We start from the raw sequence: 17,783 nt of genomic DNA on the forward strand, positions 1-17,783 counted from the left end.
TGCCGCCGCCACAGGTACACCTCCTTGGAAATACCAACTCCCGCTGGTCTACTGGCCTGGCCGGGTACGGGAGCGCCCAGGGACACCCCGTCGGGGCTCGGTAGAGGTCCTCGTACGGTCCATGGTCCGGGCTATTCCGTGCCTGGCCGCGGCTTCTCGACCGGCTCGGCTCATTCTCGCGCGGAGGGCAGGGTCGGCGGTCAGTTCCAGCAGGCGTTCACCAGCACCTCTGTCTTGCCGGGCGGGTAGAGCCACCCGGTCCGGCCCGGGATCGCCAGGTGGGGCAGAGCCATTGTGTCGGCGGCCATCGCTTCCATCGTCGCCAGGCTTCGCAGCTCGGCGGTGCGTGCGGTCAGCATCAGGATCGGCACGAAGTCGCCCTCGGCACGCAGCACGCGGCAGTTGTCCAGACCGTCGAGCACCGGCACCATCACGTCGAGCACGACGCCGCCGCAACGCACGGTTGAGCAACTCCACGGCAAGCAACAGAGCAAGCGGAGGGCAAGCCGCCACCGTCACCCCGAACACACTCAACGACGGAGCCACACCGATATTTGCGCAGAGTGACAACGAAATCCCGAACAAGAACGCCGCCCACGCCAACCACCGACCACTCCCCCGCTGACCACGCCACAACTCCACCGTCGCCAACGTCAACAACCCGTCCACAATCAACGGCCAAATCACCGCCGTCGTCCCATCAGCACCAAACCGCAACGCGAACACCCGACCATGCTGATACGACGCATACACCGCACCCAACACCACCAAACCCGTCGCACCACACTGCACCCGCAACGACCACGACCGACCCGACATCACGCGCCACCACCCCGACGACGCACCATCTCAAACTCCACCACACCACAAATCCGCAGCTCAGAAGCCTGACAGACCCGTGGGGTTTTCACCGGTGCCTCCCCTGGGGCACCACCTCCCACTACCGACGTGGACACGGCCGCACGCTGGCCGCGTTGAAAGCCGCCGAGGCCCTGCACGACGAGCCCTAGCCAGGCACTGCCTCCGCTCAAATCCGGCCCTCCGACCACTGCGACCAGGCTCGCCATTACCCCCATCGCACAAACCAGACAGCCAGCAACTGCCCGCTCGCCCGCGGCTCGCAAGCTCCACGACTCCTGCCGCACCAGTTTTCTGATTCGCATCGTGTATACCGCGAAGGCGATCCCGGGGACGGCGCCGCCGATCCGGACGACCGCGCCCAGCTTCCGCGGTCGCCGGGTTGAAGGGCACGTCGCGCACGCGACGCCCTTTGCCCAGAACGCGGACGACATCGACGTCGAAAACGAAGCTGCCGCGCTCCTGTTCCGCTGGATTTGCCACCGTCAACAGCGACAGCTCGCCGACCCGGACTCCGCAGTCGACCAGCACCAGAATGATCGCCCGGTCCCGGAGTTCGACAAATCCTTTCCCTTTCGTAGTGGCAAGCAGCGCTTTCAACTCTTTTTCGCGCAAGACCGTCGGCGGATTGTCCGGGACGTGCGGCACCTCCATTTTGTAAAACGGGGACAGCTCGACAATCTCTTCCACGTCATCAAGCCAGCGCCAGAACTGCTGCAAGTGCCGGTACTGCTTGGCGATGTAACTGTGCGACAGCGACTCCCCGGTGCGGAAATTCGGCCGTTGGCGGAGATATTCGAAATACCGCTCCAGCTCCCGGCGACCGATGTCGGGAGCCACCATCGAGATGTCTTCGTCGTCGAGGTAGTTGACCAGCATGGCCATGCTGTCGAGGTAGGCGTCGATCGTGGAGTCGGCGCGGTTCTTGGCCCTCAGATGCGTTCTCCAGTCCGAGACGAGCTCCCGGATGTCATCGGGCTCCAGCACCTCCAGCGGTGCCTCAACGGCGGTCATGAAAACAGGCTTACTCGAACAATCCCTTGGGTTACCAGCGCTGTGCTCGTTTCCAGCGCTTCCGCGACACCGCTCCTCAAGATCATTTTTGAGGGCGTTTTCGCAGGTCACACACTATGCAAGGGGAGGCAGAGTGGGCCGGGTCGGGCTCGAACCGACGGCCAAGGGATTATGAGTCCCCTGCTCTAACCAACTGAGCTACCGGCCCCTGGGTTCGCTTCCGCAGGTCGATCCCCCCAGTTCGACTCAACTTAGCACAAGGGCCGGACGGACCCGGGGCCGTAGGCCGATCGGGTCCAGACCCCGTCGCGGAGGCCGCCGGTCGCCTAGATTGCTGGGGGTCGGGTCCCGAGAGGAGACCGCCATGCCCATCCCCGGACGGGTTCCGCTCGCGCTTCTCGATGCGCTCGCCGCTGGTCTCGGGCTGGGCTATCTCGCTCGCGACTACCGCGACACCCTGGTCTCGCACGGGCCGGTCCTGTCGATCGCCGTGGTGGTCAGCGTTGCGGTAATCGTGCTGGCACAGCGTGGATACCGCGTGCTTCGCAGCGCGAACACCCGCATGGACGCGATAATCGCGGACGAGCTGTCCCGGCGTAAGCCGTCGCCCCGGCCGCGCAGGTGAGGCTGCGGAATCCCTTACGCCTGGCCTAGTTCGACGATAGCCGCATGCACGCCCGGGGCGAGCGCCGCCGCTAGGCCGCCCGGCGGTGCCGCTTCGCGCAACAGGTGCAGCCAGGCGAAAACCGAGCCGAGCAGCATCGCGTGCACGACGACCACCTCGGGGCGGCGGGACAGCTCGCCGCGGTCGACCGCGCGGTCTAGCACTTCCGCCAGATAGGCCCGTTCCCGCACCAGGAACAGTTCGCCGAGGCGTGCGGTCGGCGCGTCCTCGCTCTGGAGGTCGGCGAGCAGGCCGGGCAAGGCGTTTCGCACCTGCGGTCCGTCCAAAGCGGACTGAATGTCGGCGAGAACCCCTGCCACGTCACCGCGCAAGGTGCCGGTGTCGGGTGGTGCGGCGAGCGCGTCATCGTGCACGACCGCCGCGAAGACGAGTTCCGCCTTGGACTTCCAGCGCCGGTACAGCGCGGCTTTGCCCACCCCGGCGCGCGCGGCGATGGCGTCGACCGTGCACCGCTGGTAGCCGACCTCCTCCAGCAGCTCGTTGACCGCGGTCCGCACCGCGGCGTCGATGCCCTGCTCCCGCGGCCGTCCGCGCCGGTTGTGCGTCATAGCGCACAGTTTACGAGACTGGCAGTTCCGTATATCTTCGGGGGCATGACTTGGGACAAAACCTCCGTTCGCACTCTTCCGGTCGAACCCGGCGCGCTCTGGGACGTCCTCGCCGACGTCGAGAGCTGGCCGCGCTGGGACCCGGACGTCGCGGGCGTCGAACTGCACGGGCCGATCGCTGCCGGTTCGACCGGATTCATCCACCCCAGCGGCGGCTTCCGCGGCCGCGTGCACGACCGGATCGCGCAGGACTTCACCTTCACGACCTGGCGTCCCGGGCACGAGATCGGGCTGCGTCAACCCGTTCCGCTCGGGCAGATGAACCTCGGATGGAGCGTCGCGGCCGTTCCCGGCGGCGCCGAGTTAACCCAGCACATCGTCATCGACGGCCCGTTGCGCCTGGTCATGGTGCGGATCATCGGCGGCGACATCGTGGCGAACTTCGACCGGAAATGCGCCGCGCTGACCCGCCTCGCCACCGCCGCGAAAGCGGGCTGAGGCCCTTGCGGTCCCGGCCTGGACCGCAAGGGCGCCCGCGCTAGTTCCGGTACCGGAACAGAATCCGGCCCCGGTCGAGGTCGTACGGGCTCAACTCCACCAGCACCCGGTCATACGGCACGATCTTGATGAAGTTCTTCCTGATCTTGCCGCTGATGTGGGCGAGCACGTGGTGCCCGTTCGCCAGCTCGACCGTGAACCGGGCGTCGCGCAGACACTCGACCACGGTTCCTTCGACTTCGATCCCGCCCTTACCGGCCATAGCGCACCAGCTCCACCGTGCTGTTCGCCCGCCGGGCGCCGACGCTCTCGAACAACGCCGTCGCCGCCTCGTTGGCCTCGTTCACCTCGGCCGACGCCGTTGTGATCCCTGCTCGGTGCAGAACGCCGAGAGTGTGAATCATTAACACGCGCGCGATGCCCCGGTGTTGCCGATTCGCACGGACGGCGATCAGCCCGATCCGGGGCAGGCGCTGCACCTGAACCACCCGGATCAGACCGGCGTACTCGCCGTCATCGACAGCCACGGCGTACTTCGACGGGTCCACCACGGTGTCGCCGGCCGGGCGGGGCAGCACCTCGGCCGGCATCTCCGACCAGCCGACGGTCGCCTCGACCTCGGCTCGGATAACGCGGTCCAGCTCCCGCAACGGCCCGTCCTCGACCGCCCCGGCGGGCACGATCGTGACGCCCGGCGGCAGCACAGCCAGCCCGGTGACCTGCGGATCGGTGGGCACGACGTACTCCCACTCGCGCCGCCGGACTGTCAGACCGGCCTGGTGCCAGCCGTCGAGAAGTTCGCGGTCGGTCTCGTCGACCACTGTGTGCACCGTTACCGGCAGCGCGGCCAGCATTTCGCGGGCTAGCTGGTCGAAAACGGAGCGGTGCCAGGCGTCGATGCTGAGGAAAACCCGTCCGTCGGGCCGGGTGCTGGTCTCGCCGCGACCGGCCAGCCGGCCGTCGTCGTCGTCCAGCGCCTGCCACAGTCCCGGTTCGACCCGGGTGATTCGCACCGCGGGCTCGCCCGCGGTGAAACGCAGAGTGTCCAAGATGGTCACCTTTCGGAGTGCCTTGATCAAGGCGCTCCTGGCAACCCTCCGTCAGCCGCCCGACCGTGACGACACGGGGAGCACCCACATCGAAACAGTGTTCATGGGGCTCACCTCCCGGCGTCGAGTCACGGTCGGGCGAACCATAACCACGCGCCGCGACCCCCGTCCAGCGAATTAATCCGCCTCAGCCGATCCGGAGCACCACCTTGCCGCGCCCGTGCCCGACCGCCACCTCGCGATGAGCGCTCGCGACGTCTTCCAGCCGGTACTCCGCCCGTACCTCGACCCGCAGTTCTCCCCGCGCGCACAGGTCGAGCAGTTCCCGAAGCCGCCGCGCGGACCGGTCGCTGTTCAGCCACTGACCGCCGATTTCGGTGGCCAACGCCGGTTCCACAATGGTCCCGATCCGCCCGCGATCGGCCACGATCTCCGCCGCAGTGCGAAGATTCCCGTGCCCTGCCGTGTCGAAAGCGAGGTCGATCCCGTCCGGCGCGGCTTCGCGGATCCGGTCGAGTTCGCCGTCGCCGTACACCACCGGCGTGGCACCGAGCGCGCGGAGATACTCCTGATTTTCCGCGCTGCCAGTTCCGATCACCCGCAGACCGCGGTGGTGTGATAATTGAACAGCCATCGATCCGACGCCGCCGGCCGCGCCGTGAATGAGGATCGTTTCGCCGGAACGTGCGCCGAGCCGTTCCAACGCGGTGTGCGCCGTCTGCCCGGACGCGGACAACGCCCCCGCCGTCAGCCAATCGACACTCTCGGGTTTGAGGACCACCTGACTGGCCGGCGCGCTGACGTACTCGGCATAGCAGCCCAGCACCCGGAACCCGGCAACCTGTTGTCCTGCCTCGAATTCGGTCACCCCAGCGCCGACCTGGACGATCGTGCCGGCGAACTCGTTGCCCAGGATCTGCGGGAACTCGATGGTCGCGCCCGGCGGCGTCCACCCGTCCCGGATCGCCACGTCGGTCGGCTGAACGCCAGCCGCCTCGACGCGCACCAGCACCTCCCCAGGACCCGCCGCCGGCGTCGGCAGTTCGCGAACGATCAGCCGTTCCACCGGCCCGAACTCGTCGATCGCGGCCGCGCGCATCACCTCCGGAATCCCCGTCATCAGGCCGCCGCCTTCGCTGCCGACTGGACGAATTCCACCAGCTCCGCAACACTGCGTGCCCCGGCGGCAGTGTGATTTCCCCACGCCACAGTCGGCACGGAACGCACTCCGCGAGACTGTCCTTCTTGGTGGTCCGCAAGCACTTCCGCCGTATAATCGGCGCTTTCCGCGAGCGCGAGAACCTCGTCACGCTTCAGCCCAGTTTCCAATTCTGCCAGCACCTTCCAATCCGCCACATCAAGGTTGTCCCGCAAATGCGCGGCGAACATCGCTTCCCACGCCTCGGTTTCGTCCAGCCCGCGCGCCGCGACGAGCTTGAGCACGCGATGCGCCGGCCGGGAATCGAGCGCCCACGCGGTATCCATGCGAATCCGCAGCCCGTCCGCGCGCCCCGCCTGCTCGATCCGGTCCCGGCGCCGTCCCCATTCCGCCGCGCTCATTCCCCATTCGCCCGTCGCGACCTCAGCGATCCGCCGGCGCAGCGGGCCCGGCCCTTCCGGGGACAGAAGAAAACTCCGATGTTCGACGCGCGCCGGAACACCGGACTCCGCGATCGCTCGCGCGAGGCGGCGATGCCCCATCCAGCACCACGGGCACAACACGTCGGCCCACATCCGCAGGGTCGTAGTCGTCACAAAATCCCCTTCACGCGCTTTCGTCTCCGCCGGCTGAGCGGTGTTTACAGTGGACTTCATCAAGCGGACTTGATGTCAAGCACGGAAAGAGCTGCGATGCCCCAGATCACAAGCGAGGTCGTCTGGCTGAAGCCGGGACAGATCGCCGAACGCGCCGGCGTGAGCGTCCCGACGCTGCACTATTACGAAAGCCGCGGCCTCATCACGAGCAGGCGCACGAGCGGCAACCGGCGCGAATACCGCCGCGACACGCTGCGGATGATCGCCTTCATCCGCACCGCGCAACGGGTCGGGGTATCACTGGAGGAAATCAAGGACGCGCTGGCCGAACTCCCCGACCAGCGCATCCCGACCAAACGCGACTGGGCCCGCATCTCCCGCCGCTGGCACGACCGGCTCACGGCCCGGATCGAGGAACTGACCGCACTGCGAGACCGCTTCACCGACTGCATCGGCTGCGGCTGCCTGTCGCTGAAATCCTGCCCGTACTCGAACCCGGACGACGTCCTCGGGCAGACGGGTGCCGGGGCGCGGAGGTTCCCGCATTAGCGGGATGGTGCCTCCCGGCGGTGATGTTGCTCGCCAGTTCGCTGGCCGAGTGTGATTCGCTAACACCGCTGCGGGGCTCTGCCAGAAGCCGAGTGTGATTCATTAACACCGTCAGGGCCTGTCGAGAGGTCGGGGCCGCGCCGATCGCCGAGTGTGATCCGTGAACGCTTCGGCCGGGCCCCGCCAGTAGCGGGCTGTGATCCGTTAACACCGCCAGGACCGTCGAGCGCGACTCAGAAACACGGCCCCGATCGCCGCCTGACGGTGCCACCGTGCCCGAGGCGCTGTCGACAGACCTTCCCTGCCAGCACCGACCTCAGCCCGCAACTGCTGCCCGGCGGCCCGTCACCCATCGAGGACCGCCATCACTGAGACCCACGCCCCCACCGAACCCGTGACCCACTGAGGCCCGGCACTCACCGAGGCCCGTGCCCGCCGAGGCCCGGCACTCGCTGAGGTCCATGCCCGCCAAGGTCCGCCACTCACCGAGGCCGGTGCCCCACCGAGGTCCGCCACTCGCTGAGGCCCATGCTCCGCCGAGCCCCGCCACCCACCGAGGCCTGTGCCCCATCGAGCCACGGCACCCATCGGGGCCCGTGACCCACCGAGCCATGGCGCCCACCAAGGCGTGTGACCCACCGAGGCCCGGCACCCACCAAGGTCCATGTCCCGCCGAGACTTGCCACTCACTGAGGCCTATGCCGCACTGAGCCCCGCCACCCACCGAGACTCATGCCCCACCGAGCCCCCCGGCACCCATGAGACCTGTGCCCCACCGAGGTCCGTGCCCGCCGAACCCCGCGACTCGCCGAGGCCCGTGCCCCGCCGAGCCCCCGCCACCCACTGAGACCCGTGCCCCACCAAGCGCCCGGCACCACGATTCCCAGCCAACCACCGACCCGAGCCCGCCAATGCCACCCGCCCGCACCGAGCCCACGGCGGCAACGCCCGTCAACCGCCAAGGGCGGCCCGGAAATACCGTCCCGTCGCCCCGTCGTGCTCGGCGAGTCCCTTCGGCGTGCCGGTGTACAGCACCTGGCCGCCGTTCTCGCCCGCGCCGGGGCCGAGGTCGAGCACCCAGTCCGCCGCGGCGACCACGTGCAGCGAATGCTCGACCACGACGAGCGTCCGGCCCTCGTCGACGAGGCGGTCCAGCAGCGCCACCATCCGCGTGGTGTCACTGGGGTGCAGGCCGGCCGTTGGCTCGTCCACGAGCAGGTCGTCGCTGGTCGAGTCGAGCTGACGGGCGAGTTTCAGCCGCTGCCGCTCGCCGCCGGAAAGCGTGTCGAGGGTGCGGCCGCTCGCCAGGTGCCCGAGTCCCAGTTCGCCCAGCAGCTCGGCCAGCCGCACGACGTCCGGATGCGGCACGTACCGCGCCAGCGCCGACACCGGCGTGCCCAGCACCTCGAGCACGGTCCGTCCCTCGAGCCGCGTTTTCAGTGCCTCAGCACGGAATCCGGTCGCGTTGCACTCCTCGCACGGGGTGTCGACGTCCTCGAGAAATGCCAAATCGGTCCGCCGCACCCCGGTGCCGCGGCAGGCCGGGCATCCGCCCTGCGAACGCGGGTTGAACAGGCGCGGCGACTCCCCGCTCACCTCGGCGAACGCGCGCTGCACCGGGTCGGCGAGGCCGAGCCAGGTACCGACCGTCGACCGCGCCGTCGCGACGATCTGGCTCTGGTCGACCACCGTGAACCGCGGGTGCCGCTCGGCGAGTTCACCGGCGAGCGTCGATTTCCCGGAGCCGGCCACGCCGGTGATCACTGTGAGCACTCCGGTCGGCACGTCGACGTCGATGCCGCGGAGAGTGTGCCGGTCCAGCCCGCGCAACGGCAGCCAGCCCGTGGGTTCCCGCAGCGTGTCCTTGAGCCGGACGCCCGTGCGCAACGCCCGCGCGGTCGTCGTGTCCGCCTTCCGCAGCTCTGCCGGTGGTCCGTGAAACACCACGCGCCCGCCCGCTTCCCCGGCTCCCGGGCCCAGGTCGATCACGTGGTCCGCCGCCACCATCACGGCTTCGTGGTGATCCACGACCAGCACCGTGTTGCCGTGATCGCGCAGCCGCCGCAGAACGTCGACCAGCGACGCGACGTCAGCCGGATGCAGGCCGTCTGTCGGTTCGTCCAGCACGTACGTGAGATCGGTGAGACTCGATCCCAGATGTCGCACCAGCTTCAGCCGCTGCGATTCACCGCCGGACAACGTCGGTGTTGCTCGATAACAGTGCAAATGGCCGAGCCCGAGAGTGATCATCGATTCCAGCCGCAGCCGTAGCGCCGCCACCAGCGGACGCGCCCATTCGTGATCCAGCCCGGCGCAGAATTCCAGCAACCCCGCCGCGTCGCGATATCCTAAGTCCACAATGGACACGCCGTTGATCCGGCTTTCCCGCGCGGCGGGGGCGAGCCTGCTGCCATCGCAGTCCGGGCACGGCCGTTGCCGAGTCACTTCGGCGAGCGCCGCCCGCACCGCCGGGCCCGGCTTGGCCTCGCGTTCGACGAGCAGCCGCCGGATCCGCGGCACCATCGACTGGTACTTGGCGCTGGCCGGGAAGCGGGGCAACGGATTCGGCGGCTTCTGCGTCGGCCCGTGCAGAAGAAACTGCACCAGTTCCTCAGGCCACTCCCGCAACGGCAGGTCGTTGTCGAAGAATCCCGAGTAGACATAACGCTTCCAGATCCAGCTGTCCACGGCGAAACTGGGGAAGATCATCGCCCCGTCGTTGAGCGAACGGCTGCGGTCGATCATCCGCTCGCCGTCGATGTCGGTGACCGTGCCGAGCCCCGCACAAGCCGGGCACATGCCGGACGGATCGTTGAACGAGTAGGCGGGCGAGTATCCCGCGGACGGTTCGCCCAAGCGGGAGAACAACATCCGCAGCATCGTCCACACCTCGGTGGCGGTGCCGACCGTCGACCGCGAATTCGTCCCGAGCGGACGCTGATCCACCACGACGACGGTGGTGAGCCCGCTGAGCGAACTGGCCTCGGGCTGCGGATCGTGCGGCAGTTTGGTCCGCACGAACGCGGGCATCGTCGAGTACAGCTGCCGCCGCGACTCGGCCGCCAGCGTCGCGAACGCCAGCGACGACTTGCCCGAGCCCGAAACGCCGGTGACCGCGACCAGTTGATGCTTCGGGATGTCCACGTCCACATCGGCGAGATTGTGCGTGCGCACACCGCGGAGGCTGATCATGTTCGACGGCATGTCCGCCAGCCTACGTCCCGCCCGAGGTGGCGCCGGGGCGGGTTGATCAGGTTGCCGCCGGCTGGCCGAGGTCCGGTGACGCAAGTCCGGGAAACCCTTGTCGGGCAAGGGAAAACCTGGGTCTTTGGCCTGGATTATTCCGCGCGGAACATTCGGCTCCTAGCGAGCACCAGCTGATATTCCTTGGCTGGCACTGTTATTTCTTCTCACTCCGCTGTCAGCTCGGTGTGATTCAGCATCAAGAGTCCGCACGAGGCTGTCTCGGTCTTGCAATATCAAAGTCCGCACGAGGCTGGCTCGCGACCCGACCCCGATCCGGCCCGGGCCGCCGACACAGAGCAGTCCCCTGTGACACCCTTCTCACCGCCCGGCTCCCCCGCTGTGAACGGATCACACCCTCCCGTTTTTGGACTTGCTGGTCCATTTTTGCCCGGGCACCCTGGCCGAGCCAGGCGGGAACCACCCGCGCGTGTTTTCGGGAACGGAGCGATGACCCCGATGTCTCTTGACCAGTACTACCTGCTCGGCCGGTCCGGACTGCGCGTCAGCAGGCTCGCGCTCGGCACGATGAATTTCGGCACCAGCGGGTTCCACGCCGCGTACGGGAAGACCGCGGAGGAGGCGCGGCCGATCTTCCGCAAGTACGTCGAGGAGGGCGGCAACTTCATCGACACGGCTGATTTCTACACCGCGGGCGAGAGCGAGCGGCTGCTCGGCACGTTCATCGCGGAGGCGGGCAACCGGGACAGGCTCGTGCTGACGTCGAAGTTCACCAACAGCGTCGACCCAGGCGATCCGAACGCGGGCGGCAACGGCCGCAAGCACATGATCCGGTCGGTGGAGGAGTCGCTGCGCCGGCTGGGCACCGATTATCTCGACCTGTTCCTGCTGCACACGTGGGATCGGATCACACCGGTCGAGGAAGTGCTGCGAACCTTTGACGACCTGGTGCGAGCCGGGAAGATCCGGTACGCGGGGCTGTCCGACGTGCCAGCCTGGTACGCCAGCCGCGCGCAAACCCTCGCCGACGCGCATTCGCTGCCGCCGATGATCAGCCTTCAGCTGCCGTATTCGCTGATCGAGCGGACGATCGAAACCGAGCACGTCCCGGCGGGTCAGGAACTGGGCCTGGGAATCACCGCGTGGAGCCCGCTCGGCAGCGGATTCCTGAGCGGCAAATACCGCAGCTCGTCCGCGGGCCTGACCGGCGAAGGACGACTGGCCGGAGAGGGCGGGGCCTGGACCGCGCAGCAGTGGGAACTGCTGAAAACCCTCGAGACGGTCGCCGACGAACTGAACGTGACGATGGCGCAGGTCGCGATCAACTGGGTCGCGACGCAGCCGGGCATCGCGTCGGCGATCGTCGGAGCGAGCAGCGCGGAACAACTGGGCGCGACGATGCGCGCTCTCGACTTCACCCTGCCCGCCGACCTGCGCGACGCCCTGGACCAGGCGAGCGAAGTGCCGCCTGCCGGGGTGTACCGGATGTTCACGCCGGACTACCAGTCGTGGCTGGTCAACTCCGGGGCGAAAGTGGGCGACAAGCCGGAGGGCTATCGACCGGCCGTGCGCAACTGGGTGCCGGCGAAGCAGCCGTGAACCGCGCGGGAATCCGCGCTGTGTGAAGAATGATTTCCCCCGCCCTTTTCAAGATATAGCGCACCCCGGGGCTTGCCGCAAGCCCCGGGGGATGCCGCAGAATCGCTGCTCGACCGTGGGATTTCGAGCTGTCGGGGGTTGGGGTGCGATTGCGGTGGGCAGGTTTCGGACGCAGGGCGTACGGGGATGGCGCGGTGGCAGCGAGCCGCCCGGTGTGGCTGGGGAGGGCTCGGTCGCGTGGGTCTTGAGGCTCCGGGTGCGACGGGGTTGCGGCTGGGGTGCGGGGCCGATGGTTGGGTGGTGTTTCCGGGGAACGGGCTGATGTGTGACGCGCATGGCTCGGTGCGCTGTGATCAGGGCTCTGTGCCCGATCCGCGCGGCCGCCCTGCCGCTGCGCGGCGTGACGCTGCCTGTCCTGCGTGACCCTGCCTGTCCGGCTCTGCCTGGATCAGCTCCGTCCGGCCTGCCCGGTCCGCGCCGCCTGGCTCTCCGCCGCGCAGTCCGCCAACACCCGGCCCGGCTTACCCGACCAGCCTTGCCCGACTCGGCTCGACTGACCTGGCTTGACGGATCTGGCTCGGCGGCCGACCCCGCGACGATCCGAGCCCGCTTGCCCTAGCCCACTCCGCCGCCGAGGGACATCACGCCGGGACGTGGCCACCGCGACTGGCCTCGACTTCGCCGTCGGCCACGGCTCGGCCCGCCTGGTGCGCCTCGGGACTCGGCTCGGCCCCCAAAGCCAGGACCGCAGCACCGAGAATCGGCGCGCCAAGGGCTCGACCCGGCCCGCCTGGTCTGACCGACACCTGGGCATCCGCCGAACCCATCCGGCTCGGCTCGGCTCGGCTCGGCTCGGCTCGGCTCGGCTCGGCTCGGCTCGGCTCGGCTCGGCTCGGCTCGGCTCGGCTCGGCTCGGCTCGGCTCGGCTCGGCTCGGCTCGGCTCGGCTCGGCTCGGCTCGGCTCGGCTCGGCTCGGCTCGGACGAGCGTGCACCACAACCCGGCCAGCCACCACAACCCGGCCAGCCACCACAACCCGGCCAGCCACCACAACCCGGCCAGCCACCACAACCCGGCCAGCCACCACAACCCGGCCAGCCACCACAACCCGGCCAGCCACCACAACCCGGCCAGCCACCACAACCCGGCCAGCCAAAGCCGGAAAGCCAGAGAAAAAGCCCCAGTCCCACCAGCCACTTGACAAAGGGTGGACAATAAAAAATCGACGCGTCTTCAATCCCGATAAGAAGTTCGCGCCGAATCTGGGTTCAGAATAACAGCAGCGAGGGGCACGTGTCAACTCAGGGGTACGAAGAAGAACTGCGGTCCGAACAGGACTACGTCGCCGGGCTGTATCGGCGGCTTGACGAGGAGCGGCGGCGGGCTCAGGAGCGGTACACCGCTGCCCTCAAACGAAATGACGAGACTCCGGGCGAGCGGGACGTCGAGGTGCGTGCGCTCACTCGCGAAACGCGGCGGTTGTCCGTCGCTGACTCCGGGTTGTGTTTCGGGCGGCTCGATTCCGCTGAGGGCGACCATTCCTACATCGGAAGAATCGGGCTTTTCGACCAGGATGACGACTACAAACCCGTCCTTCTCGACTGGCGGGCTCCGGCTTCCAGTGCGTTTTACACCGCGACCGCCGCTACGCCCGAGAACATGCGGCGGCGGAGGCAGTTCCACACGCGTGGGCGGCAGGTGACCTCGTTCACCGACGAGGTTTTCGGAGACCCCGACAACCAAAGCAACGACGCCGACGCCGCGTTGCTCGCCGCGGTCAACGCGCCGCGTGGGGAGGGGATGCGGGACATCGTCGCGACGATTCAGGCCGAGCAGGATCGCATCATCCGGCTCGATCATCCCGGCGTCCTGGTCATTGAGGGAGGGCCGGGAACCGGGAAGACCGTCGTCGCGTTGCACCGCGTCGCGTATCTGCTCTACACGCAGCGGGAGCGGATGGAGCGGCACGGGGTGCTCGTCCTCGGGCCGAATCCGTCGTTCCTGAATCACATCGGGCGGGTGCTGCCGTCGCTCGGGGAGTCCGACGTGGTGTTCACCACGCCGGGCGGGCTGCTTCCCGGGTTGGACACGAGCGCCGAGGACGAGCCGGAAGTCGCGCAGTTCAAGGGGTCGCTGCGGATGCTCGACGTCCTCACCGCAGCGGTCGCGGACCGGCAGGAGCTGCCGGACGAGCCGATTCTCATCGAGCTTCGCGACAGCACCCTGCGGATCGACGCGGCAACCGCCGAGTGGGCCCGGGACGAGGCGCGGCAGAGCGGGCGGCCGCACAACGAGGCGCGGGCGACGTTTGTCGAGATCGTCACGTACGTGCTCACCGAACGCGCCATCGCGCGGATCGGGCGCGGTTGGCTCACTCGCGACGACAAGGAGGAGTGGGAGGATTTTCGCTCGACGCTCGTCAAGGAACTCCTGTCCGACCCGAACTTCGTCAAGGCGATCGACCGGCTGTGGCCCGTTCTCACCCCGGAAAGCCTGCTGTCCACGCTGTACTCCTCCCCCGCTCGGCTCGACGCGGCCGGTGCCAGCCGGGCGCTGCTGCGCGAGCGGGGCGACGCCTGGACGGTGTCGGACGTCCCGCTCCTCGACGAGCTGATCGACCTGCTCGGCAAGGCGCCTGACCGGGCGAAGCAGCAGGAGGACAAGGCCGAACGCGAGGCCGAGGCCGAGTACGCGGCCGGCGTCCTGGACATCATGCGGCTCGACCGCGAGGAGATGGATGAGGACATCGGCCTCTCCGCGGAGCACCTCCTCTACGACACCGATCTGGCCGAGCGGTTCGTCGAGTCCGACACCCGCGACCTCGCCGAACGCGCCGCCGCGGACCGGGACTGGACCTACCGGCACGTCGTGGTCGACGAGGCGCAGGAACTGTCCGAAATGGACTGGCGGGCGCTCATGCGGCGCTGTCCGAGCCGGTCGTTCACGGTGGTCGGCGACCTCGCGCAGCGGCGGTCGGCGGCGGGGGCGACGGACTGGGGTTCGATGCTGGAGCCGTACGTCCCCGGCCGCTGGGTTTATCGGTCGCTGACCGTCAACTACCGCACCCCGGCCGAGATCATGGCGGTCGCGGGCGCGGTGCTGGCCGAGTTCGCGCCGGGGGTCGAGCCGCCGGAATCGGTGCGCGCGTGCGGGGTCCGGCCGTGGTCGAAGAAGGTCACCGACGACGAATTGGCCGGTGCCGTCGAGGAATTCGTCCGGGAGGAGGCGGGCCGGGAAGGGACCAGCGTCGTGATCGGGCCGCCGGACGTGCCGGGTGCGGTGCGGGCGTCGGACACGAAGGGGCTGGAGTTCGACGCGGTGCTGCTCGTCGATCCGGACTGGATTCTCGAAGACGGTCCGCGCGGCGCGGCTGAGCTGTATGTCGCGCTCACCCGGGCGACGCAGCGGCTCGGCGTGCTGCACCGCGGCGCGTTGCCGGCGGTGCTGAATGGGCTGGAGGAACGGAGGTAGCCGTCAGGGGCGCAGCTCGGGGGTGAGGACGCTGCTGCGCTTCAACGCTTTCAGCACCACCCCGGTATGCACCGAATCCGCCTGCCGGGACCATCCCGAGCTGCCGACGAACTCGTGCAACGCGGCGATGTCGGGCAAGGTCACGTCAGCGAGCAGCTGGTACTCGCCCGTCATCGCCGCCGCGTACCGGACGTAGGGCGAGCCGAGCAGGGCCCGCCCGATGTCGTCGACGTGGTGCGGGCGGCAGCGGATCCACAGCAGCGCTTCCACCGGCAGCCCGAGCACGGACGGCTCCACCACCGCCCGGATGAACACCTTTTCCTCCCGCCGCAACGCTTCCAGCCGGCGGCGGACGGTCGATTCCGAGATTCCGGCGGTGCGGGCGAGTTCCTCGTGGGTTTGCCTGCCGTCCTCGCGCAGCGCGCGCACGATGGCTCGCTCGTCGCTGCTGAAGACCACTCCGTCGGGTTGCCGGGGCTGCGGGGTCGGCTGCGGCAGCGAGGAGATCGCCGTCGTCTCGGCCGGGCTGAGCAGGCCGGGCTGCCATTCGTGGATGGTGCGGTAGTAGCGGGTGACGGTATCGGCCGTCAGATCGTGCAGGCCGGGGATTGCCGCCATCTCGTCGAACATGAAGGTCGGCAGCCGGTTGCGGTCGCAGAAGACCTCGGCGACCAGTTCGCCCTGTCCGGTGATCAGGTAGCAGAAGCTCGTCTCCGGCCGTCCCGCGAGCGCGGTGCCCGCGGGACGGCCGAGCCCGGCCCGGCAGCGGCCGCGCACCAGCAGCGGCACGCCGTGCGGCGAAACGGCGACAACCGTCACGACGCCGGTGCGCAGCAGGTGTGTCCCGCGGCGGGCCACCGTGCGTTCCGGCGCGTCGAGCACCTCGGCGATCCGCCGCCAGGACGCGCGGCCGTCGACTTGCAGCGCGCCGGCGATCCGGCGGTCGAGGGGGTCCAGCCGTGCGGTCATCAGCCAATATTGTGGCTGATTCCGTCATTTGTCGAGCAGGTCTTGTCTGACCTCAGCGCCGCGCGGCAGGCTGACGTCTCGAACGGACGCCGGGGTCAGGAAGGGACGACAGTGAGCGCCGAGGAGATCTGCTACCTGCCCGCCCGCGAGCTGGCCCGCCGGCTGCGCACCCGCGAGCTGTCCGCCCGCGAAGCACTGCAGGCCCACCTCGACCGGATCGAGCAGGTCAACCCGCAGATCAACGCGATCGTCACGCTCACCGCCGAGCGTGCGCTGACCGAGGCCAAGGCGGCCGACGAACGGCTCGCGCACGGCGAGGACGTCGGCCCGCTGCACGGGATTCCGGTGGCGCACAAGGACACGCACGAGGTCGCCGGGGTCCGCACTACCTTCGGCTCGCCCATTTTCGCCGATCACGTGCCCGACAGTGACACGCTCGTCGTCGAACGGATCCGCGCGGCCGGCGCGGTCACGCTCGGCAAGACGAACGCGCCGGAGTTCGGCGCCGGTTCGCACACGTTCAACCCGGTCTTCGGGCCGACGCGCAATCCGTACCGGCGGGATCTCTCCGCGGGCGGCAGCAGCGGCGGCGCGGCGGCAGCGCTGGCGGCCGGACTGCAACCGCTCGCCGAGGGCAGCGACATGGGCGGTTCGCTGCGGAATCCGGCGTCGTTCTGCAACGTCGTCGGCCTGCGTCCGTCGCCGGGCCGCGTGCCGACCTGGCCGGCGACGATGCCGTGGGAGGCGCTGGGCGTGCAGGGGCCGATGGGGCGGACAGTCGCCGACGTCGCGCTGCTGCTGTCCGTCATCGCCGGGTACGACGAACGCAACCCGATCGCACTCGACCAGCCCGCCGCGCCCTTCTCCGGGTCCCTCGACGCCGACCTCACGGGCCTGCGCGTGGCGTGGTCGCCGGATCTGGGCGGGCTGCCGGTCGACCCGGCGGTCAGCGCCGTGCTGGAACCGGCGGTGCGGACGTTCGCCGATCTCGGCTGTCACGTCGAACCGGCCTGCCCGGACCTCTCCGGCGCGGACGAGGTGTTCCGGACTCTGCGCGGCTGGCTTTTCCACGACGGGCTCGGCGGCCTGCTCGAAGAGCATCCGGGCAAGATGAAGCAGACGCTCGCCGACAACATCGCTTTCGGCGCAACGCTTTCCGGCGCTGACATCGCGAACGCCCAGAAGCGGCAGCTGCAGCTCATCGGCGGGATGCGGGAGTTTTTCACGCGGTATGACCTGCTGCTCGCGCCGGTGAGCCAGGTGCCGCCGTTCCCGGTGGAGTGGGAGTATCCGGAAACCGTTGCCGGGCAGCCGATGCACGACTATCTGGAGTGGATGCGCTCGGCGTGGTCGATCTCGGCGACCGGCTGCCCGGCGCTGTCGGTGCCCGCCGGGTTCACCGAGGACGGGCGGCCGGTGGGGCTGCAGATCATCGCGCCGCTGCGGGGAGAGCTGGGGTTGCTGCGGGCCGGGCACGCGTTTGAGCAGGCCACGGGGCAGGGGAATCGGCGGCCGGTGTTCTGAGACCTGCGGGGCAAGGGGGTGGGCCGCGCATGATGGTCGCCCGTCGGCGCGCCGAGCCGAT

16 protein-coding genes, 1 tRNA gene and 1 pseudogene are annotated in these 17,783 nt (G+C 68.9%); 6 read left to right on the forward strand and 12 right to left on the reverse strand.

Annotated elements, in window-relative coordinates; genetic code table 11:
• Window positions 1–200: 200 nt before the first annotated feature.
• From RPX00_RS45155 to RPX00_RS45170, 4 genes and pseudogenes are all read right to left on the reverse strand, one after another.
• Entirely contained in the window at window positions 201–461 is a 261-nt protein-coding gene (locus RPX00_RS45155; RefSeq protein ID WP_406643349.1) for a hypothetical protein, read from the reverse strand.
• Window positions 439–819, reverse strand: a pseudogene (locus RPX00_RS45160) (DUF2637 domain-containing protein); the annotation flags it as partial. The pseudogene RPX00_RS45160 and the gene RPX00_RS45155, both read right to left, overlap by 23 nt.
• 60 nt (window positions 820–879) lie before the next feature.
• The gene (locus RPX00_RS45165; protein ID WP_406635222.1) at window positions 880–1,872 is read right to left on the reverse strand and encodes a tyrosine-type recombinase/integrase; all 993 of its coding nucleotides are present in this window, start codon (window positions 1,870–1,872) and stop codon (window positions 880–882) included.
• Between the two features lie 134 nt (window positions 1,873–2,006).
• Window positions 2,007–2,080, reverse strand: a tRNA-Ile gene (locus RPX00_RS45170).
• A gap of 156 nt (window positions 2,081–2,236) precedes the next feature.
• On the opposite strand from RPX00_RS45170, the gene RPX00_RS45175 reads away from it, so the two are divergent.
• On the forward strand, window positions 2,237–2,497 hold the full coding sequence (locus tag RPX00_RS45175) for a hypothetical protein (RefSeq protein ID WP_406635224.1): 261 nt from the start codon (window positions 2,237–2,239) through the stop codon (window positions 2,495–2,497).
• 14 nt (window positions 2,498–2,511) lie between these two features.
• Here the strand turns inward: RPX00_RS45175 and RPX00_RS45180 are convergent, their stop codons facing one another.
• The gene (locus tag RPX00_RS45180) at window positions 2,512–3,105 is read right to left on the reverse strand and encodes a TetR/AcrR family transcriptional regulator (RefSeq protein WP_406635227.1); all 594 of its coding nucleotides are present in this window, start codon (window positions 3,103–3,105) and stop codon (window positions 2,512–2,514) included.
• A 45-nt stretch (window positions 3,106–3,150) separates the two neighbouring features.
• On the opposite strand from RPX00_RS45180, the gene RPX00_RS45185 reads away from it, so the two are divergent.
• Window positions 3,151–3,603 carry an SRPBCC family protein gene (locus tag RPX00_RS45185; protein ID WP_406635229.1) on the forward strand — a complete coding sequence of 151 codons (453 nt, stop codon included), beginning with the start codon at window positions 3,151–3,153 and terminating at the stop codon, window positions 3,601–3,603.
• A 40-nt stretch (window positions 3,604–3,643) separates the two neighbouring features.
• On the opposite strand, the gene infA is transcribed toward RPX00_RS45185, so the two are convergent.
• From infA to RPX00_RS45205, 4 genes are all read right to left on the reverse strand, one after another.
• Window positions 3,644–3,865 (reverse strand): translation initiation factor IF-1, encoded by a 222-nt coding sequence (gene infA, locus RPX00_RS45190; RefSeq protein ID WP_116202922.1) that lies wholly within the window; start codon window positions 3,863–3,865, stop codon window positions 3,644–3,646.
• Complete coding sequence (locus RPX00_RS45195) at window positions 3,855–4,652, reverse strand: GNAT family N-acetyltransferase (protein ID WP_406635231.1); 798 nt, start codon at window positions 4,650–4,652, stop codon at window positions 3,855–3,857. The genes infA and RPX00_RS45195 overlap by 11 nt, the downstream gene beginning before the upstream one ends.
• Window positions 4,653–4,839: 187 nt before the next feature.
• Window positions 4,840–5,772, reverse strand: a complete 933-nt coding sequence (locus RPX00_RS45200) for an NADP-dependent oxidoreductase (protein WP_406635233.1) — start codon at window positions 5,770–5,772, stop codon at window positions 4,840–4,842.
• Window positions 5,772–6,407, reverse strand: a complete 636-nt coding sequence (locus RPX00_RS45205) for a DsbA family protein (protein WP_406635235.1) — start codon at window positions 6,405–6,407, stop codon at window positions 5,772–5,774. The genes RPX00_RS45200 and RPX00_RS45205 overlap by 1 nt, the downstream gene beginning before the upstream one ends.
• Window positions 6,408–6,503: 96 nt before the next feature.
• On the opposite strand from RPX00_RS45205, the gene soxR reads away from it, so the two are divergent.
• On the forward strand, window positions 6,504–6,956 hold the full coding sequence (gene soxR / locus RPX00_RS45210) for a redox-sensitive transcriptional activator SoxR (RefSeq protein WP_378312230.1): 453 nt from the start codon (window positions 6,504–6,506) through the stop codon (window positions 6,954–6,956).
• A 951-nt stretch (window positions 6,957–7,907) separates the two neighbouring features.
• On the opposite strand, the gene RPX00_RS45215 is transcribed toward soxR, so the two are convergent.
• Window positions 7,908–10,160 (reverse strand): ATP-binding cassette domain-containing protein, encoded by a 2,253-nt coding sequence (locus tag RPX00_RS45215; protein WP_406635237.1) that lies wholly within the window; start codon window positions 10,158–10,160, stop codon window positions 7,908–7,910.
• Between the two features lie 489 nt (window positions 10,161–10,649).
• Here RPX00_RS45215 and RPX00_RS45220 point away from each other — a divergent pair, with 489 nt between their 5' ends.
• Window positions 10,650–11,759: an aldo/keto reductase gene (locus RPX00_RS45220; RefSeq protein ID WP_406635239.1), complete on the forward strand. Its 1,110-nt coding sequence runs from the start codon at window positions 10,650–10,652 to the stop codon at window positions 11,757–11,759.
• A gap of 641 nt (window positions 11,760–12,400) precedes the next feature.
• Here the strand turns inward: RPX00_RS45220 and RPX00_RS45225 are convergent.
• Entirely contained in the window at window positions 12,401–12,955 is a 555-nt protein-coding gene (locus tag RPX00_RS45225; RefSeq protein ID WP_406635241.1) for a hypothetical protein, read from the reverse strand.
• Window positions 12,956–13,051: 96 nt separating this feature from the next.
• Here RPX00_RS45225 and helR point away from each other — a divergent pair, with 96 nt between their 5' ends.
• A complete protein-coding gene (helR, locus tag RPX00_RS45230; protein ID WP_406635243.1) occupies window positions 13,052–15,229 on the forward strand; it encodes an RNA polymerase recycling motor ATPase HelR in 2,178 nt (725 codons plus the stop codon).
• A 3-nt stretch (window positions 15,230–15,232) separates the two neighbouring features.
• Here helR and RPX00_RS45235 read toward each other — a convergent pair whose 3' ends face one another.
• Window positions 15,233–16,198, reverse strand: coding sequence for an Lrp/AsnC family transcriptional regulator (locus RPX00_RS45235; protein ID WP_406635245.1), 966 nt, complete (start codon window positions 16,196–16,198; stop codon window positions 15,233–15,235).
• 111 nt (window positions 16,199–16,309) lie between these two features.
• Here RPX00_RS45235 and RPX00_RS45240 point away from each other — a divergent pair, with 111 nt between their 5' ends.
• The gene (locus tag RPX00_RS45240; protein ID WP_406635247.1) at window positions 16,310–17,722 is read left to right on the forward strand and encodes an amidase; all 1,413 of its coding nucleotides are present in this window, start codon (window positions 16,310–16,312) and stop codon (window positions 17,720–17,722) included.
• The last annotated feature ends 61 nt before the right edge of the window (window positions 17,723–17,783 follow it).

The organism is Amycolatopsis sp. WGS_07 (genome assembly GCF_045278895.1).
Classification (GTDB): Bacteria; Actinomycetota; Actinomycetes; order Mycobacteriales; family Pseudonocardiaceae; genus Amycolatopsis.